Source organism: Eggerthella lenta DSM 2243 (assembly GCF_000024265.1).
GTDB lineage: Bacteria > Actinomycetota > Coriobacteriia > Coriobacteriales > Eggerthellaceae > Eggerthella > Eggerthella lenta.
This window is the reverse complement of sequence record NC_013204.1, coordinates 668,522-691,625: the sequence shown is the minus strand read 5'-3', so window position 1 is coordinate 691,625 and position 23,104 is coordinate 668,522. Positions and strand designations below refer to the sequence as shown.

15 protein-coding genes are annotated in these 23,104 nt (G+C 67.4%); 7 read left to right on the top strand and 8 right to left on the bottom strand.

What is annotated here, in order from left to right:
• Positions 1–55: 55 nt before the first annotated feature.
• On the bottom strand, positions 56–1,717 hold the full coding sequence (locus ELEN_RS02660; RefSeq protein WP_015760033.1) for an FAD-dependent oxidoreductase: 1,662 nt from the start codon (positions 1,715–1,717) through the stop codon (positions 56–58).
• 288 nt (positions 1,718–2,005) lie between these two features.
• On the opposite strand from ELEN_RS02660, the gene ELEN_RS02655 reads away from it, so the two are divergent.
• Positions 2,006–3,595, top strand: coding sequence for a LuxR C-terminal-related transcriptional regulator (locus ELEN_RS02655; RefSeq protein WP_015760032.1), 1,590 nt, complete (start codon positions 2,006–2,008; stop codon positions 3,593–3,595).
• 8 nt (positions 3,596–3,603) lie between these two features.
• Here ELEN_RS02655 and ELEN_RS02650 read toward each other — a convergent pair whose 3' ends face one another.
• Both ELEN_RS02650 and ELEN_RS02645 read right to left on the bottom strand, forming a co-directional pair.
• Positions 3,604–4,275 (bottom strand): peptidylprolyl isomerase, encoded by a 672-nt coding sequence (locus ELEN_RS02650; protein ID WP_015760031.1) that lies wholly within the window; start codon positions 4,273–4,275, stop codon positions 3,604–3,606.
• A 94-nt stretch (positions 4,276–4,369) separates the two neighbouring features.
• On the bottom strand, positions 4,370–5,926 hold the full coding sequence (locus ELEN_RS02645; RefSeq protein ID WP_015760030.1) for a helix-turn-helix domain-containing protein: 1,557 nt from the start codon (positions 5,924–5,926) through the stop codon (positions 4,370–4,372).
• A 282-nt stretch (positions 5,927–6,208) separates the two neighbouring features.
• Between ELEN_RS02645 and ELEN_RS02640 the strand changes: the two genes are divergently transcribed.
• The 3 genes from ELEN_RS02640 to ELEN_RS02630 all read left to right on the top strand — a co-directional run bounded on the left by ELEN_RS02640 (position 6,209) and on the right by ELEN_RS02630 (position 9,512).
• Positions 6,209–7,861 carry an FAD-dependent oxidoreductase gene (locus tag ELEN_RS02640; RefSeq protein ID WP_015760029.1) on the top strand — a complete coding sequence of 551 codons (1,653 nt, stop codon included), beginning with the start codon at positions 6,209–6,211 and terminating at the stop codon, positions 7,859–7,861.
• 10 nt (positions 7,862–7,871) lie between these two features.
• Positions 7,872–8,567 carry a cytochrome c3 family protein gene (locus tag ELEN_RS02635; protein ID WP_015760028.1) on the top strand — a complete coding sequence of 232 codons (696 nt, stop codon included), beginning with the start codon at positions 7,872–7,874 and terminating at the stop codon, positions 8,565–8,567.
• A gap of 162 nt (positions 8,568–8,729) precedes the next feature.
• Positions 8,730–9,512 carry a 4Fe-4S ferredoxin gene (locus ELEN_RS02630; protein ID WP_015760027.1) on the top strand — a complete coding sequence of 261 codons (783 nt, stop codon included), beginning with the start codon at positions 8,730–8,732 and terminating at the stop codon, positions 9,510–9,512.
• 62 nt (positions 9,513–9,574) lie between these two features.
• On the opposite strand, the gene ELEN_RS02625 is transcribed toward ELEN_RS02630, so the two are convergent.
• Positions 9,575–10,549 carry a hypothetical protein gene (locus tag ELEN_RS02625; RefSeq protein ID WP_009608089.1) on the bottom strand — a complete coding sequence of 325 codons (975 nt, stop codon included), beginning with the start codon at positions 10,547–10,549 and terminating at the stop codon, positions 9,575–9,577.
• 334 nt (positions 10,550–10,883) lie between these two features.
• Here ELEN_RS02625 and ELEN_RS02620 point away from each other — a divergent pair, with 334 nt between their 5' ends.
• Positions 10,884–12,638, top strand: a complete 1,755-nt coding sequence (locus ELEN_RS02620) for an FAD-binding protein (protein WP_015760026.1) — start codon at positions 10,884–10,886, stop codon at positions 12,636–12,638.
• Positions 12,639–12,641: 3 nt separating this feature from the next.
• On the opposite strand, the gene ELEN_RS02615 is transcribed toward ELEN_RS02620, so the two are convergent.
• On the bottom strand, positions 12,642–13,892 hold the full coding sequence (locus tag ELEN_RS02615) for a response regulator transcription factor (protein WP_158539585.1): 1,251 nt from the start codon (positions 13,890–13,892) through the stop codon (positions 12,642–12,644).
• Between the two features lie 506 nt (positions 13,893–14,398).
• On the bottom strand, positions 14,399–16,240 hold the full coding sequence (locus ELEN_RS02610; RefSeq protein WP_015760024.1) for an FAD-dependent oxidoreductase: 1,842 nt from the start codon (positions 16,238–16,240) through the stop codon (positions 14,399–14,401).
• 240 nt (positions 16,241–16,480) lie between these two features.
• Between ELEN_RS02610 and ELEN_RS02605 the strand changes: the two genes are divergently transcribed.
• The gene (locus ELEN_RS02605) at positions 16,481–17,713 is read left to right on the top strand and encodes a coproporphyrinogen-III oxidase family protein (RefSeq protein WP_015760023.1); all 1,233 of its coding nucleotides are present in this window, start codon (positions 16,481–16,483) and stop codon (positions 17,711–17,713) included.
• On the opposite strand, the gene ELEN_RS02600 is transcribed toward ELEN_RS02605, so the two are convergent.
• Positions 17,710–19,272: a helix-turn-helix transcriptional regulator gene (locus tag ELEN_RS02600; RefSeq protein ID WP_015760022.1), complete on the bottom strand. Its 1,563-nt coding sequence runs from the start codon at positions 19,270–19,272 to the stop codon at positions 17,710–17,712. The genes ELEN_RS02605 and ELEN_RS02600 overlap by 4 nt on opposite strands.
• Before the next feature lie 198 nt (positions 19,273–19,470).
• Positions 19,471–21,294 (bottom strand): FAD-dependent oxidoreductase, encoded by a 1,824-nt coding sequence (locus ELEN_RS02595; RefSeq protein ID WP_009608185.1) that lies wholly within the window; start codon positions 21,292–21,294, stop codon positions 19,471–19,473.
• 271 nt (positions 21,295–21,565) lie between these two features.
• On the opposite strand from ELEN_RS02595, the gene ELEN_RS02590 reads away from it, so the two are divergent.
• Positions 21,566–23,032, top strand: coding sequence for a LuxR family transcriptional regulator (locus tag ELEN_RS02590; RefSeq protein WP_015760021.1), 1,467 nt, complete (start codon positions 21,566–21,568; stop codon positions 23,030–23,032).
• Positions 23,033–23,104 lie beyond the last annotated feature (72 nt).

The following is a 23,104-nucleotide window of genomic DNA, read 5'->3' as shown; positions in this document are numbered from 1 at the left end:
CGCATCCGGCGCCGCTGGGGAGCGCAGCGCCGAACCGATCAGCGAAGGGAGGATGCTACTTGGCGTCCCAAGGCTCGAGACCCGCGGCGTGACGGGCGGAAATGCGGCCCCACACCTGGTTCTCGGCGTTGTTGCCGCCGGTGATGCCGTAGCTGTGGCTCTGGAAGTTGCCGAAGCAGCCCGCCGCGTACAGACGCGGGATGGGGTTCTCGGCGGGATCCAGCACCTGGCCGTGCTCGTTCTTCATCGGGCCGCCCAAGGTGGAGCAGGAGCCGGGGTAGATGGAGATGGCGTAGTACGGGCCGTCGTCCAGCTTCTCGAGCGTCTTCTCGGAGCGGTCGAAACGCGCGTCCTTCTTTGCCTCGCAGAATGCCTGGTACTCGTCGAACGTGGCTTTCAAGGCGTCGACGTCCATCCAGTGGTCGAACTCCTTGATCTTCTTGCCAAGCTCCTCGATGGTGTCGCCCTTGAGGATCCAGCCCTTATCCAGCTCAGCCTTGTTGTCCTGGCTCCAGCCGTTCCATGCGCGGATCTCGTCGGGCAGGTCGCTGGCGAAGTTGCCGCACTCGAAGAAATCGCCCTGGCTGGTGGACAGCTTGCCGGCGTCGAAGCAGGTCTGGTCGAAGATGCCCCACGACGGGATGCGGTCGAAGTCGTCGATGGAGTCGTCGAACGACAGCAGCGTGTGCCAGCCGTTGTGCGGCGAGCCCATGCTGTTCTCGTTGACGTAGCGCTTGCCCAGACGGTTCACGTTGAAGTAGCTGAAACCGGGCATGAAGTACAGGATGGAGAAGTCGTTCTCGGGGTCGCGCGTCCACATGGAGTACATGGAGATCGCCATGTCCATGTGCCACAGCTTCGCTCCCACGTCCTCGACCATCTTGATGCCGTCGCCCGTGTTGTACTGCCAGCCCTCGAACTTGAAGGGGTAGCACTTGAGGTACTCGTTCTTGAGGTCCTCGTTGAACTCGAAGCCGCCCAGCGTCAGGATGACGCCCTTGCGAGCCTTCACCGCCTTCTCCTCGGAGCCGATCATCGTGTACGCGCCGACGATCTCCTTGGTGTCCGGGTTCTGGATGAGGCGCTCGTCATGGCAGTCGAACATGACCTGCACGCCCAGCTTCTCGCGCTGCGCGTCCAGCTCGTGGAACGACAGCATGCCGAAGCCGTCGACGGAGGACAGCTTGCAGGAGCCCTCGTAGGCGTTGTCGTCCAAGAAGTAGTACTCGGGGATGGCGCCGGCCAGCGCGACCTCGGACACCTCGTAGGTCATGCCGTACTTGTCGGCGTACTCGGTGTTGCGGGCGCACTCGTTCACCCAGGCGTCGATCATCGGCTCGGGCGTCTTGCCGTGCGTGAAGGCCTTGATGTACTTCGCGAAGCGGTCCTTCTCGTTCTCTTCGACGATGGTCCACTCGCCGTTGTTGATGGAGCTGTTGCCGCCGCCGCGCTCGGGAGCCTTCTCCAGCACGATGACTTCCTGGCCGCACTCGTCGGCGCCGATGAGGGACGCCCACATGCCCGCGCCGCCGTAGCCGATGACCAGCAGGTCGCACTCGTAGTCCCAGCTCTTCGGCATCCAATCGCCCGAAGCCGCCCCCGTCGAACCCGACGCGCAGCCGGCCAGCGCGGCGGAACCCGCCACGGCGGCGGCAGCGACGCCCGCGCCCTTCAGGAACGAACGACGGGAAACTCCGCCTTCCATGCCTTTGCTCATAGTGTTCCTTCCTCCTACTCGGATGAATGCCCCTCCTTAGAAGCATCCGTTCTTGCAAGGACGAACCCTACGCTTCCAACCGAGAAGGCACATCTGATGAGCAGTCTGATTTTGGGCGCGGTATCTGACGTTGGATAGGATTTTCCTGGTCAACCGCCTATCGGATGCTCCATCCGATTTGATCAACGTTTGAAATTGCGTATGATACTACACATGGTTTTGTTGCAGACGGGAGGGAGCCGCGCTCATCGGCGCGACCCGTGGCATGAACGCTGGGGAGAGATGCACATGCAGTACGGCACCAAGGGTGAACGCGTCGGCGAGCTGGCGTTCGAATCGGCGGCGGAAGCAACCGCCGCCGAGCGCGATTCGCGCACGCTCGACTACCTTATCACCGTCATCGGATTCGGCCTGTGCCGCGCGTGGATCGTCTTCTGCCTGGGCGCGCCGCTCGTCGCAGGGGCCGCATCCTCGTTCACGTGGGCCTATCTGCTGTTCGGCGCCTTGAGCGCGCTGGCCGTGTCGTTCGTGGTGAACCGCAGCGGGAAGCGGGAGGGAACCGTGCGCGTCGCGCTGTTCCGGTTCACGCCCGTCGCCCTCGCGGCCAGCGGCATCATCATCCCCTTGGCGCTTTGGATGGGCAGCGAGCCGCTCATGGTGGTCGGGTTCGTCGTCGGCGGCCTGGGCGCCGGGCCGCTCCAGGTGCTGTGGGGCGACCGTTTCGCCCGCCACGCCACATTCTTCGCCACGATCGCCTCCCCCGCCGCGGCCATCGTCACCGCCCTCGTGGCCGGCATGTCGAGCGACCACACGAGCCTCATCGGCTTCGCGGTGATCCCGCTGCTGTCGTTCGGCCTGCTGTTGTTCGAGGCGAACCGCATCGGGCTGTCGTGGAGCGACCTCGCCCAGAAGCCGATAGGGGAATCCTCGGGCGCGATCGCCGCCGACGGCGAGGCGGACGGACGCGTCGGCGAGCCCGCAGGTTGCGACCGCGAGCGCGAGCGCGACTGCGATCCCAGCGCGAAGTTCGGCGTGGGCAAGCTCATGTTCTCCATCATGACGTTCTCGTTCCTGTGCCGGCTGTTCGACGCCATGCCGTCCCACGTCGACCCGTTCTCCTTCATCGGCGGAAGCGCCATCTTCGCGCTCATGGCGGTGGGCGTCGCGTTCCTGCTCATCGCCGCGAAGCTGCGCGACCGTTTCAACGCGACGCTCACGTACCGGCTGTCGCTGCCCATCATGGTGGCGGGATTCGTGGCCATCGCGCTGTTCTTCGACACGCACGCCGCGGTGTCCATCCTGCTGATCAACGCGGGCTACGAGTTCTTCGACATCCTCACCTGGGTGCTGTTCGTGGACGTGTCGCGCCGGCGCAACGAGAACGCCCTGCACATCTTCGGGCTGGGCGTGGCGTTCATGTTCGCGGGCATGGGCGTGGGGACGCTGGCGGGCAAGGCGTGCGACGCGATGATCGCCAGCGGCGACGTGCAGATCTCCGTCGTGGCCATGCTGGCGACGCTGTGCCTCGTGGTGGTGGCGTTCATGGTGCTGCCCGAAGGCGTGGTGTCACAGCTGTCGCAGACGATGCGCACGAGCCGCAAGGAGAAGGAGGCCGAGGAAGCGCCCGCCGTCGCAACTGCGGACGCGGGCGCGGGCCGCCTCGAGCAGCACTGCGCGTGCGTGGCGCGCGACTACGGCCTGACGCCGCGCGAGAGCGAGGTGATCGTGCTGCTGGCCTACGGCCGCACCCTGTCCATCATCGCCCGCGACCTGCAGATCGCGAAGGGCACCGCCCGCACCCACATCGAGAACATCTACCGCAAGCTGGACGTCCACAAGCAGCAAGAGCTGATCGATCTGGTGGAAACGTACGAGTAGGGAGGCGTTTACTCTTCCTTCGCCGCCGCCGCTTCGCGCTCGGCCCGCTCCCGCTCCAGCTCCTCGAGCACTTCCTTCGGGGTTTTCGGGCGGGGCAGCTCGTGGGAGATCGCCTCGGCGAGCGCCTCCTCGTCGGCGCCCTCGATGCCGATATGCACGATCGCGTCGCCGATCGTCAGCTTCTGCACCACGTCGAGGCCCTCGACGGTCTGGCCGAACACGGTGAACTTGTCGTCGAATTCGGGCTGCTCGGACAGCGAGAAGTAGAACTGGCAGCTGCCCGAGTTCGGGTCGGACTTGTGCGCCATGCACAGGCTTCCCAGCACGTGCTTGTTGTTCGGGTTGGCTTCCCACTCGTCGACGATGACGTAGCGCGCGTCGCCCGTGCCGGGGCGGATGCCGCGGATCACGCCGCGCGCGGCGGCGTCCACCTGCGCCGGCCCCAGCGTGCGCGTCGTCGGGCAACCGCCCAGCACCACGGAGCCGGGCTTGTGCGCGTGAAATTTCAGCTTGTCGTAGAAGCCGCGCGCCGCCAGCTCGACGAAGTTGCCCACGGTCACGGGCGCGTCCTTGCCGGCCAGCTGCACGCGGATCGTGCCGCGCGACGTCTCGATGACGGCAACCTCGTCGCCGGTGGGGATGTAGTGCGGGGTGTATACGGGCAAGACGATTCGTCCCATAGGTGCCTCCTTGTATCGCTTGGACCATGTGCGACTCCCATGATACCCACGCCCCCGTCCCCCGCATCAGATGGAGCATCGTATTTTGCTCCGATCAGGCCTCATCCTTCAATTCGCAGCCTTCCACGAGGTCGATGAGCTCCTGCTGCTTATGCACGCCGAGCTTCGCGTACACGTTCTCGATGTGCGTCTGCGCCGTCCCCTTGGCTATCTGCAAATCGCGCATGACGATGGCCAGCGTGCGCCCGCGCGCCAGCAGCACGAGCACCTCGCCCTCGCGAGGCGTCAGATGCCGCTCGATGGCGAGGGCCTCGCAGCGCTTCTCCAAAGGCGGCACCGCGGGAGCGCCCACATCCGCCGCGCCCGCCGCAGGCCCCTCCCCCTCCTCGCCGTCGCGCTCTCCGCCGCGCAGGCGCCCCCGACGACCCACCACCTGCGCGATCGTCCCCTCGGGAATGACGAGGAACGCCGTCACCACCAAAACGGTGACGCAGAGGATGCCCACCGTGGACATCTGCACGGACTCCGCCAGCAGGCGCGCGTGCAGCTCGCCTCCGACGAGATACCCCAACCCCATGCCGCACAGCGTGGCGGCTACGCCCTGCCCGAACACCCGGTAGCGCCCGCCCGCGTCCTCGCGCCGCTGCGCCAGATCCACGAACAGAATCCACGTCACGATGTCGAACAGCTCGTAGCCGATGCCGATGAGCAGCACCGACAGCGCCCAATGGTCGTAGAAGAACAGCGAGACGATGGCCATGCCCAACGCCATGAGCGGAAGGGACAGGCGGTAGGCGAACACGGGCTCGAAGCGATCGCCGCACAGGAAGGCGAACAGCAGGAACAGGATGCCCACCACGGCCAGCGCGAACACCGAGCTGCCGCCGAACACCACGAAGGGGTCGATCACGCCCTCGCCGGGAAGCGAGTCGAACACCCGGCACAGGAAGCTGAACACGCCGATGCTCACCATCAGCTGGGCGATCGATTTGCGCGACAGGGCCGGCCGATCGCGCTCCGCCGGCACGACGGGGGCGGCCGGGGCAACCGGCGCGGCCGCTGCGCCCGAAGGCTCGTCGCGCGGACGCTCCTTGTCGATGCGCGAGGTTTCGACCAGCAGCAGCACGAACGACATGACCGGGAACACGAAGAACGCGAGGAACCCGCGCTCACCGACGACGAGCGCGATGAGCAAGGCGATGACCACGGCCGTGGCGGGGTAGCACGCGAGCGCGAACGGAACCGGGCGGCGCGCGTACTCGTTGCCCCACAGCACCTGCAAGAAGCTCGAGGCGGCGCCCCCGACGACCACGAGCACCGCCAGCATGATCGGCTGGCCGCACGCCAACGCTATCGGCATCGCGACGGCGCACAGCACGGTGAGCGCGCCCGTGACGCCGCGCAGCCGCACCTCGAATCGCGCCTGCGTCGCCGCACGCCGCGCCGCGACGGCCACGCCGGCGGCCGCCACGGAGCCGGCAAGCAGGAACATCCAGTTCGAATGCGACACGAGCGTCGTCACCGCGACGGCGGAAAGGCACAGCACGATCCACGCCCGGCAGAACGCGAGGCCCAGCAGCACGATGTAGAAATCGAGCGATCGCCAATCAGGGCAAAACGCCGTGAGCTTGCTCCGCAGGCACGTCCCCATGCTCCCCTCCTTCTTCCGAGCCCCGCGTCCCCCGCGCGGCTCGATATCATCCCCGCGCCCAGTATAGCAACCTGCCCTTCGCCGCATATCGGATGGAGCACCCTAAGGGCCCCCTCCCGATGCCCCTCACCTGCGGCGCGGTCGATCGAGCAAAAATGGGGCGGTGCGCTCGATGGCGCGCAAGCCCCCAACCCATACGGTGATCGAGGGCGCCGATCGTTCGAGGCGGCGCCGATCAAGCAAAGAGCAAGGAGCAAAGAGCAAAGAGAAAGAGGAGGAACGATGAACGCAAAGGAACTGGGAGGGCTGTCGCGCCGCTCGTTTTTGAAGGGCGCGGGCGTCGCTGCCGCCGCCGTGGCGAGCTCCGCCGCGCTGGCCGGCTGCGCGTCGGGCACGGGGGCGTCGCAAGACTGGATGCCGAAGAGCTGGGACTACGAGTGCGACCTGCTGGTGGTCGGCTACGGCGGCGCGGGCATGTGGGCCTCGCTCATCGGCGCCGACGAATGCGGCCAGCAGGTGCTCGTGCTGGAGAAGGCGCCGGTGCGCGGCGGCGGCAACAGCTCCATCAACAACGGCGAGTTCGCCATCATCAACGATGCGGAGGGCATGCGCCAGTACTGGCACGAGATGACGCAGGACGTGGACACGCCGTCCGCGGTCATCGACGCCTGGATCGACGAGGGGCTGCGCAACTGCGAGTACGCCGACAAGTACGAGCTGGAGTACGACATCAACGAGAAGGCCATCGCCGGCACCATTCCCGAGTACTCGTTCCTGCCCGGCGGCGAGGGATGCCAGTCCATCGCCGACCCTCCGGGATTCGGCATGGCCTCGTTCGAGATCCTCGACCAGAAGCGCAAGGACCTGGGCGTCGAGGTGCTGTTCGACTGCCACGACGAGCACCTCATCCAGAACCCCGACACCAAGGAGATCGTCGGCTGCACCACGATGATCGGCTCCGAGGAGAAAACGGTCAAGGCGCGCAAGGGCGTCATCCTCTGCACGGGCGGCTTCGAGTTCAACGAGGACATGAAGCGCAAGTACCTCAAGTGCTACCCCTTCAAGTTCGAAGGCTGGAAGTACAACACGGGCGACGGCATCCGCATGACCGAGGAAGTGGGCGGCAAGCTGTGGCACATGGGCATGGCCGGAGCCATGTACGGCATGTGGACGCGCGATCCCGAGAACGACTTCCTCATCCTCATCATGCCGTCGGATCAGACGTTCATCTACACCGACCGGCTGGGAAAGCGCTGGGTGGACGAGATGCGCATCGGCTCGCCGCACAACGGATGGCATGCGTTCACCCACTTCAGCGACGAGATCTGCGATTACGACCACTGCCCCAGCTGGTGCGTGTTCGATCAGACGCTGTTCGAATCCGGCCCGATGTCCACGCGCCAGGGCGACTGGTTCGAATGCGGGAACTTCACCACCATGCTGCCCGACGAGCTGCGCGATTGGGAAGGCTGGTCGGACGACAACCAGGCCGAGGTGGACAAGGGCTGGATCATTAAAGCCGACACCCTCGAGGAGCTTGCGGCCAAGATGAAGGCCATCGACAAGTGGATGGACGCCGACACGCTCAAGGCCACCGTCGACACGTGGAACCAGGTGTGCGAGAACGGCGAGGACCCCGAATTCCACCGTTCGGCCGCCACGCTGAACCCGCTGAACAACCCGCCGTTCTACGCGTACACGGTGTACCCCGGCTCGTGCTCCACGCTGGGCGGCGCCATGAAGAACGAGCACGGCCAGGTGCTCGACGTGTTCGCCGAGCAGCCCATCCCGCGTCTGTACGGCGCCGGCAGCTTCGGCAACATCCACTCGCACACCTACGGCATCACGGGCGGCAACGTGGCCGAGAACATGATCTGGGGCCGCATTTCGGCCCGCCACGCGGCGTCGCTCGACGCGTGGGACGAGAAGAAGTAAGGAGAAGCGCATGACCGTGCAAGCACACGCCGCCGACCGGCGCCTCGTCGTGCTCGCCGTCCTCGGCGTCGTCCTCGCGCTCACGGCCGCGATGTGGACGCTCGCGGGCTGCGCGCCGAAGGCGGAAACCGACGCCCCGGCCGAGTCCGGGCAGAAGGCGGAGGGCTCCGGCTCCGGCTCCGGCTCCGCCGCGTCGGCCATGGACGGCCAGCCCGTGAACTGGACGATGGAGTCCGACTGCTCGATGTGCCACACGAGCGAGGCCGAGTCGGCGACCGACGCCGCCTGCCCGCAGGCGACGGCCCACGAGGCCGAGGGCGTCGCGTGCGCCCAGTGCCACACCGACGAGGGCGAGCTCTCGACCGCGCACGCCGACGTGAAGTTCGGCGACAAGCCGGCCTCGAAGCCCACGATGGTCACGGTGGACCCGGCCACGTGCGAGTCGTGCCACGGCACGCTCGAGGACATGGCGGCCAAGACCGCCGATTCCACGGCGCTCACCGACGACAAGGGCACCACCGTGAACCCCCACGAGCGCCCCGCCGGCGAGAAGCACGAGGAGAACCCGGCCACGTGCACCGACTGCCACAACAACCACTCCAAGGACCTCCCCAAAGACTCGATGCGGTACTGCGCGCAGTGCCACCACCGGGGAACCTTCGAATGCGGCACCTGCCACGAGTTGCGCGAACGCGCGACGACCTAGCACCTCCCGTTCAGGGACCGGGGCATCCCTCCCCGCCCCCGTCCCTCCCTATCCGCAGAGCCCGGCATCCCTCCCCGCCGGGCTCTTTCGCCGTCCGGCTCGCGACGCGCAGGTGCGAAAAGGGGTATCATCGAAGGATTACGGGAGAAGAGAGGAATCGCCATGTCGTCGATCGTTCGCGCCGTGTACTTCAGCCCCACGCGCACCACCAAGACCATCGTGCAGGAGGTGGCGGGCGCGTTGGCCGCGCCGTTGGACGCCTCCGTCGAAGCCGTGAGCCTCACGCTGCCGGCACAGCGTCCGGCCGACGTTTCGTGCGCGGCCGACGACGTGCTCGTGTTCGGATTCCCCGTGTACGCCGGGCGCGTGCCCGTGCTGCTGCGCGACGAGTTCGCGCATCTGGAAGGCCGCGGCACGCCGGCCGTGGTCGTGGGGCTGTACGGCAACCGCGCCTTCGACGACGCGCTGCTGGAAGCCGCCGACCTGCTGGAAGAGCGCGGGTTCAACGTGACGGCCGCGGGCGCGTTCATCGGCGAGCACTCGCTCACCGCGCGCGTGGGAACCGGCCGTCCCGACGACGCCGACATCGCCGTGGCGCAGCGCTTCGGCGCGGACCTGGGAGAACGCCTGGCGCGCTCGCGCGACCTGCCCGCGCCCGCCATCAAGGGCAGCCGCCCTTACAAGGAGCTCAAGCCCGGCGCCGACGTGCGCCCGCTCACCTCGGATGCGTGCACGAGCTGCGGCATCTGCGTCGCGCGCTGCCCGCTCGGCATCATCGACGAGGACGACCCCGCGCTCGTGGGAGCCGGATGCCTCCACTGCTGCGCGTGCGTCAAGAGCTGCCCCGAGGACGCGAAGCGCTTCTCGAGCGAGTCGACCGACCAGGTGATAGCCATGTTGGAATCGAAGTGCCTCGAGCGCAAGGAACCGGAGCTGTTCCGGTAGGGCCCGCGCCCGCGTGCAAGCGGTGCCGATGTCGGTGCCGCTTGCACGCACGCAGCATCTCGCTAGTCGATCAGCGCCTCGCCCAGCACCGAGTCGAAGCGCACCGACGTGCCGTCGGCGTAGGCCACGTTCCACACGCGGTAGTCGAGATGCTCGGGTACGCCGCCGCCCTCGAGCGCGCAGCCCTCGCCCGACGTGTCCACGTCGTCGCTTGCGCCGCCGGCCTCGACGGCCTCCACGTCCACCGCGAAGTCGCCGGCATCGACGTCGGCCGCGCGGTCCTCGGCGGCGATGTCCGACGGGTCGACGCCCTGGCGCAGCGCCGCCTCGGCCTCGGCCACGGCTTCGGCAAGCTCGCTGTCCGTCGGCGCGTCGCGCTTCGACTGCGAGCCCTGCAGCTCGTCGGTCCACCCCTCGCCCGTCGCAAGGTCCACCTCCTCGGAATAGCGGTCGACCTCTTGCAGCACGGGCCGGTGCTCGGCCTCGTACTGCTGCGCTTCCAGGTACTCGGCGCGGTGGGCGTCAGCGCGCTGCGCCTCGATGCTGGCGCACGCGGGGATGCGGATGGCGGCGATGTCGTCCGCGCCGAACGCCCCGCCCACGAGCAGCTGGCGCGCACGGGCGACGAAGCCGGCCGCCTCGGGCGGGATGGCGGAGTCCTTCATGCGGATGGCGATGACCGGCCCCGCGCCGAACTTCACCTCGGCCCACGCGAACGGCACCGGCTGCTCGCCGTTGTTCTGGCGGGCGTCGTTCTCGCGCGCCACGAGCGCCGACGTCTCGGCGAACTCCTCGTCGAGCCAGGTTGTGAGCGCGTCGCGCCACAGCGGATCGTCGTCGGCCTCGGCGGTCACCACATCGTCGCCCAGGTCGAACCGCAGCACGTTCGCGCGCTGCGAGCCCTTCGACGCGCGCACCACGTCGGTGGGGGCGACGGCCGTGAAGCGGCGCGCCATCTCGACGCTGTCGCCGCCCTGGTAGCTGTCCTCGTCGAGGACGATATGCAGTTGCACGGGAGGATGGATCGATGCGGGCATGGCGCTTCCTTTCGACGCGCGCCGAGCGCGGGCGTCCGGGGGCGGCCACGGCGCTTCGGCGGAATGTTCAGTATCCGCGCATTGTCGCCCACGCCGCCCCGCCCGCACCTGAAGCCCCAAGCCCGTTGCGGAAACGTTGCGCCCCGGAAACCGGCCCTTGGGAGAGAAAGGGGTCTCGACGTTGGAACAAGCAACAGAAAACGTCTTTTGACATGGCCTTATGCAAAAATCCCCCTCAGCGGGTGACGAACCTCTCCTTCGACGAACCTAGGATGCGAGACGCTCGTCGGCTGCATGGCGAGCGCGACACATCCATCGAGCAAGGAGGGAACGTATGGAAGACATTTCACGCCGCAGCTTTCTGACAGGAGCAGTTGCGGTCGCGGGCATCGCCGCCACCGCCGGCTTGGCGGGGTGCGCGCCCCAACAAACGAGCGAAGCGACTGCGGGGTCAAGCGCGCAGGCGGCACCGGCAGGCTCGGGCAAAACGACCATCGGCCAAACGCCAGCATGGTTGGGCGATGCACCGCAGATCGAAGAATCGGACATCGTGAACACCATGGAAACCGAGCTTCTTATCGTGGGAGCCGGAAATGCCGGTATGGCCGCAGCCGTTCTCGCCACCGACCTGGGCATCGACTTCGTCGTAGCCGAGAAGGCCGGAGCCGTGGGCGCAACGCGCAACTGGTACGGCGCGGTGAATATCCCCGAGTGCGCCGAAGCGGGCAAAGAGGTCGACACCGTCAAGCTGAACAACGTGCTTCGCCAGGCGTTTGGAGGAAAAAACGACATGCGGGTCGTGAAGGTGTGGCTTGACGAGTCCGCCGACACGCATGCCTGGGTCAAGCAGATCATGTCCGATTACGGTTACGAGGTTTCTTTCGATTCGGATCAAGGGCTCGGCCATGGAGGCGTGGGCATCGACATGTACGTTCCCCCCATTCAGGTGAACTACAACGCCCGCGAAGATTGCCCCGAGGAGTACGCCAAGCTCAAGCGCAACGAGCTGTTCGAAGACTACATCAACAAACAGGGTCACGAGGTGACGTACGGATTCGACCTCGTCAAGCTGACCACCGACGACGCCGGCGCGGTGACGGGAGCCATCTTCGACACGAAAGAGGGGTACGTGCACGTCAAGGCCCGAAACACGCTCATGACCACCGGCGGATACGCAGCGAATGCGGAGATGCTCGACTCCTTGAACCCCATTCTCTCGAAATGCCTGACCGCATCCGACTGGACGCCCGGGAACACCGGCATGGGCATCAAGGCGGCTCTATGGGCCGGAGCCATGAAGGACCCGCAGTCTGCCGCGTTCGTATTCGACCGCGGTGCCGTCGAGCCGGGAACCAAAGCGGGATGGACCCAGCAGAGTCTCGAGAACGGAGAGCCGATGCTACCTGCGACGGGGCAGTTCAACCCCGGGTCGCAGCCGTTCCTCAAGATGAACCTGCACGGCGAGCGCTTCTTCAACGAATCAGCCAACTACGACTGGGCGCCTCACGCCGCCGCGTCACAACCGGGCGGCGTATACCTGGAGGTTTGGGATGCCGGCTTCGCCGAAGACATCGAGCGGTTCCACAGCTTGGGCTGCGCGAGCCTCACGCGCGTCATGGTTAACACGGTGGGCATGGGAACCGACGGTTACCTGCAGGAATGGATCGACAAGGGCATCGTGGTCAAAGCCGATACGCTGGAAGAGCTCGCCGACGGCCTGAAACTGGAAGGGGCCCACAAAGAGGCTTTCCTCGCCACCATCGAACGGTACAACGAGCTGTACGACGCCCAAGAGGATGTCGATTTCGGCAAGGAGCCGTACCTGCTATCGCAGATCCGCACGGCCCCGTTTTACGGCGTCACGCTGGGCGGAACCTTGCTCGACACGAGCGACGGCCTGCGCATCAACGCCGACATGCAGGTGCTCGACACCAACGCCGAAGTGATTCCCGGCTTGTACGCTGCAGGCAATTGCGGCGGATCGGTCTTCGCAGACGGGTACTACAACCTCACGCACGGCATGGCGTGCGGAAGAGCGCTCACGTTCGCCCGGCACGCCGTGAACCACATCGCGGGCACCAAGGCCTAGCATCTACCAACACCCCTCCCTTGGCGGTGCCGGTTCCAAACCGGCACCGCTTTCGGAGCGCGACGCTGAGGCCCCTTCGTCTCCGAAGTGCTCGACCGCATCGATCAACTCCTGCTGGGAGTGCACGTCCAGCTTCATGTAGATATGCTTCACATGCGTTTTCACCGTGTTATACGACACGACGTAGTGCTCTTCGATGAACTTCCCGTTGCGTCCCCGAGCCAGCATAGCCATGATCTCCGTCTCGCGTTTCGTAAGCCCTCGCTGTGCCGCCAAGCGAGCGCAGCGGCTCTCAAAGCTCCCGCCTTTCTCGGATGCCTGATGAGAATCGGCGATCACCAAGGGCTTCACGGGCTGAATGCCGTATATGATGCGTTCGAAACTGACGCGACGCAGCCAAACGAAGCAAAATACGACGAACAGGAACAGCAGGGCCGCGAGAAACGCGAGCGTAGCCGCATCGCTTGCGGTGGCAATGCCGTTCGCCGCATGACCGGCACCCGCCCCCAGCATCGTCCCGACCGAGGTATATGCCTGGCTGCATGCGACCACGTACACAGCATCGATCTTGTTGCGAGCGGCCATGGAAACAACGACCAGCATCTGAAGCAAAGCGAAACACTCGCTCGCCGAAGCAAGCAACACGTTGCTTGTCGCTCCCAGCGAGTGGAGGATCGACACCATCGCAGCCAGAACGCCGGCGATGACGAGCAGCGAGGCGATTTGGAACAACGCGTCCTCTTGGCCGCGCTCGCGCCCGCTCAGCACTATCCAGACGCCTGCAAGCAAGGGGACGAGCCCTGTGACGAACGTGTGGACGGGAACCCCGGAAACGCTGTTGAGCGCCAGAGAGAAGCCCGAAACCAGCTTGAGCGCGAGCAGGCTCAAGAACGCGACGTTGAAGGGGCTCACGAAAGAACGAGGCTGGCTCAGCACCAAGTCGCGCGCGTCCCCCACCTCGGCAGCCTCGCGAATCATGTCGCTCGCCAGGGGGTACGCCAGCACGAGCACGATGCACGTGAGGGCAACCCAGGACGCCACGCGCGCTTCAAGCGGCACAGAGGACATCGCCCACTCGAGCACCGATGCTGCGGCGTACGCGGAGCACACGCACAATGCAACGCTTCTTGGGTTGGCAAGCTTGCACAACGACAGCGCGAGGGCGGCGCTCACCCACATGCCTCCGAGTATGCATAAAGCATAGGCGATCTGAGGCCAGCCGGGAACGGCCCAAGCGTCGACGCATAAGAACATCGCCGCTCCGATTGCAGCCGACGCAGCCGCAGTGCACGAGAGAAGCCGATTGCTCAGAACGGTTGGGCGAAAGCGGGCCAACAAGGCAATGGCCACGAGGGGCAGTATCTCCGCGCATGTATACACAACATCGCGGGCAAACGGGTCCGTCGCCGAGAACACCGAGATGATGTCGTTGTTGAGAATCCAGACGCGAACCGAGGAGCACGTTCCCATGGCAAAGCAGCAGAGCCAGAGCCGAGCGCCTTTGCCATCGGACCCCATCAAATCGCGCAGCCTTACCATGCCCGCACCCTCCCCGTACCACAAGCCCGCTCGGCGACCCCTCGCCACAGCTTCCTTCGCCTGCCAGTATACCGTTTCGAATAAACGCCCGCCCGTTTTCGCGTGAAAAAGCCGCCGTCCTGGGAGGGGTGGGACGGCGGCTGGGGAAGGCGGGGCGGGTGCGCCCCGGGAACGGGAATGCCAACAGCGTGCGGCGCGCGGCGGGGCCGGACGGGCGAGCCTTACTTGCCGCCCAGGTACTCGCCCACCAGGTAGCCCGAGGTTTGGGCAAAGCCGATCGACACGCCGTTGATGGGCGACGTGTACTGCAAGGGGAACCTGCCGCCCATGCAGTTGCCGGCCGCGTACAGGCCCTCGATGGGCGCGAACGTGTTCTGCGCGCGCACCTGGCCGTGGCGGTCGCAGAACATGCCCGTGAGCGTGACCAGGCCGCCGGCCATGTTCCCGTCGGTCGGGAACGGGATGGCGAAGTAGGGCGGCTCGAGCTTGTTCAGGACCTCGGCGGGCTTGGCGTAATCGGTGTCGGCCCCCTGCTCGCACATCTCGTTGTAGCGCTCGACGCTGGCGACGAACCGCTCCGCCGCCTCGCCCTCGTAGCCGCAGTAGCCCGCCAGCGTGGCGAGATCGTTCGAGCAGTAGCAGGTGAACGCCCCGTGCTCCGCCTCGGACGTCTGGAACCCCTCGGCCCCGGAGTCGGCGTGATCGGCCGTGAAGTCGTTGTCCCAGTACTTGGCGCCGAAATGGCCTTCCTGGTCGTCCCACCATTTCACGTTGAGGTGGCCGATGGGCATGCGGTTGACGGTGGCGCGCCAGTTCGAATCGAACACGCTGACGAACCCCGCTTCGTGGCGGGCGCCGGGAATGCCCGCGAGGAACGACGTGGAGAAGGCCTCGTTGGAGAAGCGGTAGCCGTCCTTGTCGAGCAGCAGCACGTGCGTGCCCTGCCAGGGACCCATCGGGCTGACGTTGGCACCGCCCATGGCGGCGCGGGGGCCGATCTCGAATTCGCCGCCCGCCCAGTACATCATCTTCTGGCCCATGCCGTCCTGCCCCATGCCCGAGAACCCGTCGGACGTGGGGTTCAGGTCGCTGATCTCGGTCAGCAGCTCGCCGCACATGGTGGTGTTCGTGGACATGTCGCCCGTCGCCACCACGACGCCCACGCTGGCGTTCAGCTGGATCTGGCCGTCGTCGCCCTCGACGATGGCGCCGACCACCTTGTCGCCGTCCTTGACCAGGTACACCGCCTCGTAGCCCCACAGCATCTCCATGCCGTCGTTGCTGATCGCGGCCTGGATGGCGTTGTAGTTCACCTGCGTGATGCCGGCGTACGTGGCGCCCTCGATCTCGGCCTGGTGGTTCGCGGCTCCCGGCCAGCTGTAGAAGCTGCCCAGCTGGGGCGTCCACTCGTCGGGAATGTCGTCCCACGTCTCGCAGATGGGGTCGTAGCCGGGCGTGAACGACAGATGCCAATCGAACACCTCGCCGGAATGATGGCAGAAGTACGACAGGATGTCGGGCTCGGCGCGGTTGCCCGAGTTCAGCTGCCAGTTGTTGAAGAACGTCATGGGATCGACCTCGGGCACGCCGTGGCTCTTCTGCCATTCGGAGTTGATGTGGCCGTTCTCGTTGCCCAGGTTCTGGTAGTTCTCCTCGGCCTGCTTTTCGACGAGCACCACCTTCTTGCCGAGCTCGGCCGCCTTATGGGCGCACGCCACGCCCGCGTGCCCCGCGCCGAGCACCACCACGTCGAAGTCCCGCGTCTCCTTCGGATCGAACGAGCTTGCGCCGGGATCGGTCCGCCATGTGGGATCGGCCGCGCCGCCGCCCATCGCGGGGCCTGCCGCGCCGCCCCCGCCTTCGCCGCCCGCAGCCGGCTCGGCCGCATCGGCGCTCGCGCTCGCAGCCGCGTCGCCCGAAGCCGACGTGCTGGGCGCGCATCCCGCAAGCCCCAGCATGGTCAGAGCGCCAGCCGCGCCGGCACCCACCAGGAAGCTTCGCCGGGACAGCGTCGCGCCCTCCAGATCGTCCATCGCATCGAGGTGATTCGTCCGTTCGCTCATCGCATCCTCCTTCCCTGCAGCGAGCGGCCCGAGAGCCCTTCCCCCAGGCCGTGGTGCGCTGCAGAACCGACCCCATCCTACGGGGCGCACCGCGGTTCGGTATCCCCCAACCTGCATGAATGCGGCCGGTTACTGCAGAGTGCAGTAGGCGCTCGACGGCCTTCCTCGCTATCATCGAAGCGGAACGAAACGCTGCGGCCGCACCGCAGCCCCTCCCCCGGACCCAGGATGGAGCGCCCCATGAACGAGCTGCACGTCGACCTCTCTTTCCCGTACTGCCCCCGCCGCTGCGACTACTGCGACTCGCTCGTCGCCACCGGCAGGGTGGCCGACTTCGAACGCTACGCCGACGCGCTCGTGCGCGAGCTGCGCGCGGCCGCGCCCGAGGCGCGCGGGCGCATCGTGATGTCGGTGCGCTTCTCCGGGGGCTCGCCCGTGCTCATGCCGCCCAAAGCCCTCGCACGCGTCATGGACGAGCTGCGGAACGCGTTCGAGGTGGCGCCGGATGCCGACGCGGCCCTGCAAGCGACGTGCGCGGGGCTGAGCTTCGACGCGCTCGGGCACTATCGCAAAGCGGGCATCACGTTCCTCGAGCTGGGACAGGAGACGTTCGACGGCGTGCAGCACGACGCGCTGGGGCTCTGCTACCCCATGAACAGCTACATCGACGCGCGGCAGCTGCTGACGTTCTGCTCGTGGGACGGCCTGGGCATGAGCCTGCTGTACGGCCTGCCCGGCCAGAACCGCGTCAACCTGTCCACCTCCATCGTCAACGCCGTCGGCTTCGGCGCGCGCGAGATCGCGCTCGCCCCGCTGCGGCTGCGGCCCGGAAGCGCGCTGCACGAGCGCTACGCCGAGCACCCCGAGCGCTTCGACGCGTTGCCGCGCAAGGCCTGGCCCACCGACGACGAGCGGCTGGCCCTGCGTGCGGCCGGCGAAGAGCAGCTCGTCGCCGGCGGCTTCACCCGCGTGACGCAGCACCTGTTCAGCGCGGACGGCACGCTGCGGGCGAGCCAGCGGGCGCGCTGCGACGACGTTGACCGTCTCGGCGTCGGCGCGGGGGCCTGGTCGAAGCTCGACGGCGTCGTGTCGCGCTCGACCGGCGACCTCACCCGGTACCTGGCGCACGCCGAAGACGTCCGCGCCATCACGGCGGCCGCCGACGTCCTGACACCCGTCGAGGCGTCGTGCCGCTACGTGGCCGGGCGCCTGTTCGCGGCCGAGGGGTTCTCGCACACCGAGCACGAGCGCCGCTTCGGCGCGAGCCTGCCCGTTCCCCTGCGCGCCGAGCTCGAGCGCCTGGCCGAAGCGGGCTGGGCGACGTGCGAAGGGGACCGCTGGAAGCTCACGTGCGAAGGCGGGCACCGGTACGACGATGCGGTGCGGCGCCTTGCGGCCGCGGCGCAGGCGGAGAAGGAGGCGGCCGGCCATCGCGGCGCCGGCGCGAGCCCGCGCGTCGCGGCGTCGGCCTAGTACGTCTTCAGCAGCGCCAGGAGGTCGTCGCGCGAGTGCGTGTCCGTCTTCACGTAGATGTTGCGCAGGTGCGTGCGCACGGTGTACGGCGACAGCACGAGCTGCTCCGAGGCGTAGGCCACCGAGTACCCCTGGGCGAAGAACCCCAGCAGCTCGCGCTCGCGCGGCGTGAGCCCGTACTCGTCCGCGAACCGCTCGACGAGCGCCAAGTCGGCCTCGTCGGCGGAGATCGAAAGCGCTTGGGAGCGCGTCTGGCCGTTCGAAGGCCCGGTGGGGAACGTGGCGGGGCGGCTCGACAGGAAGAGCGGGAACAGCTGCATGACCAGCACGGCGCCCAGCAGGATCACGACGATGACGTTCACCACCTGCACGGGCCCCTCGCCCGCCATCGCCATGACGGCCGCCTGCAAAAGCGCCGCCGCCACCTGCCAGCATACGAGCATCCGCGTAAGGGCGCGGACGGCTCGCGCGCCCGGGCGAGCGCACGCCGCGAACCACGCGTACGCCAGCAGCAACGCGCCGATCAGTTTCGCGGCGGTCAGCGACACGAACGTGCCCGACATCATCAGCACGTTGGCCAGGCACAGCGCCAGCACGAGCGCCACGATGACCGTCAGCCGCGCATAGGCGAGCAGCCGCGCGTCGTCGCCGTCGTGCGCGAACGCCGCGCCCCCGCCGACGAGCGCCGCGGCGATGGCCAGCGCTGCGGCCACCAGCAGGTTGTTCGCAACGTATCCCCCGGCCAGCTGCTCGTGCGCAAGCACCAGGTCGGCGCCCACGCCCTGGATGCACCCCAGCACCGCCCCCGCCAGCAGGCAGAACAGGATGGGAGAGCCCAACACGCGCGCCACGCCGCCCGATGCGGCGCGCGACGGCTCGGCGTCGCCGACGGCTGCGGCTGAAGCCGCACCTGCCGGCGCAGCTGCAGCCGCGCCCGCGCCGGAGCGCTTCCGCGCGACGACGCGGTACGCCCCGAGGGAGAGCAGGGGCAGCGCCACCAGCAGCGCAAACCCCACGGCCGCCTGCAGCGCGAGGAACGCGAGATCCGCCAGCGCGGTCGCCGCGAACGCGACGGCGATCGCGGAAACCTGGAAGAGGCGCGGACGATCGCCCAGCAACGCGAACCAGCTCACGAGGGTCGTCACGCCCAGGAAGCCGCGCAGCACGAGCAAGAGCGCCCGCGCGCCGGAAGCGTCCGACAGCACCGGCAGGGACGTCACCGCGTACACCGCCGCCAACGCGACGCAGCAGACGGCGTAGACGGGCATCGACCCCCGCACGCGATCGACCGCGCGCAGCGGCGCCCACCCGAACAGCGCGTAGGCGGCAAGCGACCCCGCCGTCACGGCGAACGTCGGCAGCGCGTCGGCCTGTCCCGACGGGGCGAATAGCTCGGAAGACCGCATGGCCACCGTCTCCACCGACGAGCCCATGCTGCAGAACACGAAGCAGCAGGCCAGCCCGACGACCGCGAGAACGAACGACGCGGCCCCGTCCCGCGCGATGACGCGCGCGAGCTCGCGCGCGCTCGATTGTATGCTTCGCCGCAATGCCGGCAAACGTCTTCCCCGTTCTGCTGGAACCCTTAGCAGGCATTATAGCCGATCGCGACCGAGGCGGCGGAAAACGCGGGGAGGGGGGGGGCAAAGAGGGTGCCCCCCTTGCGCGCGGAAAAGCCGCCGCCCCAGGGAGGGAGGGGGCGGCGGCTCGTCGATGGGGCCCGGGGCCGCAGGGAAGCGGCACCCGGGAGGGATGGCTTAGATGTCGAGGCTGGGGATCTTCGACTCGGCGTCGCCGCCGGCGGCGTTGATGCCGGCGATGCGGCCGAAGGTCACGCAGCGGCCGTGGCCGATACCCGGCACGTAGGTGGGATAGTCGCCCGCGCCGAAGAACTCGCCGGCGGCCGAGCCGCACACGTACAGGCCCTCGATCGGCTGATCCTCGGCGTCGAGCACCTGGCAGTCGGTGTTCGTGCGCAGGCCGCCGCACATGGTGAGCAGGCTGGCCACCAGCTTGCCGGCGTAGAACGGCGGATCCTGCACCTTGCCCATGACCTCGGGGCGCTTGCCGTAGTCGAGGTCCTTGCCCAGATCGCACAGCTCGTTGTAGCGGGCGACCGTGGCCTCGAGGTTCTCGGGCGGCACGCCCATCTTCTCGGCGAGCTGCTTCAGCGAATCGGCCTTCAGCGTCTGGCCGCTCTCGACCTCGCCCTCGAGGACGATCTGCTGCGCCTCCAGGTTGTACTCGCCGCCCACGGGCTGCGTGAGCTGACCCCACTGCAAACCGCCGCCGAGGCCGGCGTCCATCTGGGCCTTCACCTGCTCGAGGCCATGGGAGTCGTAGATGGTCCAGGCGTCCTTCTGCGTCTGCAGCGCCTTCGTCACGCTCTTCGACTGGGTGTTCACGTCCTCGTTCTTGAAGCGCTTGCCGTCCCAGTTCACGTGCAGGAAGCCGTAGCTTGCCGCGCCGAAGTCGAGGTGCATGACGGCCGAATGCGGCTCGGACTTCTGCATGGCCGCGCCGGCCCACAGGGCCTGCTTGTGCATGTCGCCGGTGTCGACGTCGGGCGGATTGTAGAAGCGGCCGTCCATAGCGTAGGCGGTCATGGGCGAGTAGTACTGGAACATCTCGTCGTCGGCGGCGTAGTCGCCCGAGGCGATGATGACCGACTTCGCGTTGATCTGCGTGTACTCGTTCTTGCCGGTGGCCACGATGGCGCCGGTCACCGGGCCGTCGCCGTCGCGGACGAGGCGCTCGCTCTTCGTCTCCCAGCGGATCTCGCCGCCCAGCTCCTCGATGGTGTCGTACAGCGCCGGCACGAGCACCGCGTTGCCGTACACGTCGCCCACGCCCGAGCCCTGGTAAAAGGTGAAGTTGATGGTTTCCTCGTACTTGTCGGCCTGGTAGAAGATGTGCGTGACCGGGTACTCGGTGTAGTCGGGACCCTTGTAGTAGCCGTCCCACAGCAGCGCCTCGAGTCCCTTCTTGGTGGCCAGGTCGTACAGCCAGTCGAAGCATGCGCCGCTCTTGTGCGCGAACTCCCACAGCAGCGGCTCCTTCACGCGGCCCTGCGCCCAGTTGATCCAGCGGCGCACGACGTTGTTGTAGTCGGGCTCCTCGACGAGGCCCTGGTCCACGAGACCCTGCTGCACCTTCGTGTGGAAGCCGGCGATGTGCACGCCGCGCGCGACCACCGTCTCGGGGTTCTTGTCGATGGTGATGACCTTCTTCGCGCCCTCCTCGAGCGCGGCGATGGTGGCGCAGCAGCCGCCGAGGCCCGCGCCCACGACGAGCACGTCGCAGTCCTCGGTGTTCGTGATCTTGTCCGCGGGGATGTCCTCGGGCGCGATCTCCCAGCTGTGCATGCCGGCCACGTCGGGACCGGCCGAAGCGCCGCTGTCGGCCACGGGCATGCCGCCCGTCGCGCCATCCGCCGCGCCCGCCGTCGAGGCCTTGCCCGCGTCGGCGGAACCCTGCGGCGCGCAGCCCGCCAGCCCGGCGACGGCCGCACCCGCGAGCGCGGTGCCGCCCAGACCCAAGAACGCTCGACGCGAAAGGCCCTGCTTCTTCTCTTCCTCCATGAGTGATTCCCTCCTCCGTTGCTTGCTCGCGGCCCCTTGTTGCCGCGTTGCGCCGACCATACGCCCGACCTCGCAGGTCATCATCCCGTCGACCGGGGGAACTTCGCCTCCCCTCCCGGATTTCCCCCTACCTGGGGGATGCTTTTCACACGGGCGGCGCGGCAAAGGGTGATGCGCTCGCGTATAATCTCTGGCGGGGATCGCTGTCGGATTCGCCCATCCGCGCGCTGCGGGCACTGCGGGCGTTCGATGCATGCAAGGGGAGGAACGGATGACACCATCGTTGCGCAAGGAGCTGTGGCGCACGCCCGACCTGTTGGGGTTCGCGGCCCATTGGACCTGGATCTGGTGCGTGTTCTGGAGCTCGCTGTTCTACGGCGAGGGAACGCTGCTCGGCTCGTCGGTCGGTGCGGGCGCGGCGACGGGGCTTGCGGGGATCGCGCTCGAGCCGCTGTGGGTGACGTCGCTGCTGGCGAACGTGGTGACCATCGCGTTTTTGCTGCCGCTCTCCTACCTGCGCAACCCGTTGTCCGACGTGAAGGGCCTTCCTCCGCTGGCCGCCGTGCTCACCGCGCTGGGCACCGTCGCCATCTCCCACCCCGCGCTTGCCGGGACGGGTGACGGCGCATCGACCCTCTATCTGGCCGGATCGTTGCTGACCGGCGTGGGCAGCGGCATCGTCGTGGTGCTGTGGGCCGAGCTGCTGGCGTCGCTGGGGTCGCAGCGCACCGTGAACTACAGCGTGGTGTCGCTGCTCATCGCCGCGGTGGCGTACCTGCTCGTGCGGTTGCTCCCCATCGACGTGGCGCAGCTCGTGGTGGCGCTGCTCCCCCTCGTCAGCATGGGATGCTTCGTCCACTTCAAGCGCAGCGTGCCGCGTCCGCCGCGCGCGATGCGCAACGTGCGCGTGCGCGAGAAGCCGCCGGTGCGCATGATGGTGATCGCCGTGTTCTTCGGCGTGTCGTTCGGCGCCATGAAGGGGCTCATCGCCCCGGTGGGCGACGATTGGATCGGCGTGCGCGACCAGCTGAACATCATCGCCATCGCAGGCGGCGCGCTGGCCGTGTTCGTCACGATGAGCGTGTACAAGATGGACTTCGACCACCTGACGTACCAGATCGCGCTGCCGCTCATGGCGGCGGGGTTCCTGTTCCTGCCGCTGCACGAGCCGTGGAACGTCATCGGCACCGCCGTGCACCAGTTCGGCTACCAGTACTTCTACATCGTGCTGTGGGCGCTGTGGCCCGTGCTGGCCTCGCGCGGCGGCGTGCCGACCGGCTGGGTGGTGGGCTGGGGCCTGCTGTGCATCCAGCTGGGGCAGTTCGTGGGCTCGGTCGCGGCCGCCCTCGCGCTCACCGTGGTGCACGGCGACCTCGGGCTGGCCATGCTGTCGGCGGGCATCGTGTTCGTGATCCTCATCATCGCGCTGTTCGCGATGGGGAGCGGGTCGGCGAACACGGGCTGGGGGTTCGTGAAACCGATGGAGGAGGCCGACGCCACGTCCGACCTCGAGAAGGCGGGCACGCGCCTGGCGCGCAGCTGCCGCTTGTCGCCGCGCGAGATCGAGGTGTTCTTCCTGCTGGCGAAGGGGCGCAACCGCGCCTACATCCGCGAGGAGCTGGTCATCGGCGACGAGACGGTGAAGAGCCACGTGAAGAGCATCTACCGCAAAACCGACGTCCACTCCCAACAAGAGCTGATCGACCTGCTAGAGCGAGAAAGCGGCGTGGAGGGATAGGTTCTGCCGGAATTGAGGCCTGTCGCTCATGAGGACGCTCATGAGGACGGCGGGCGACTCGTTGCAAGGTTT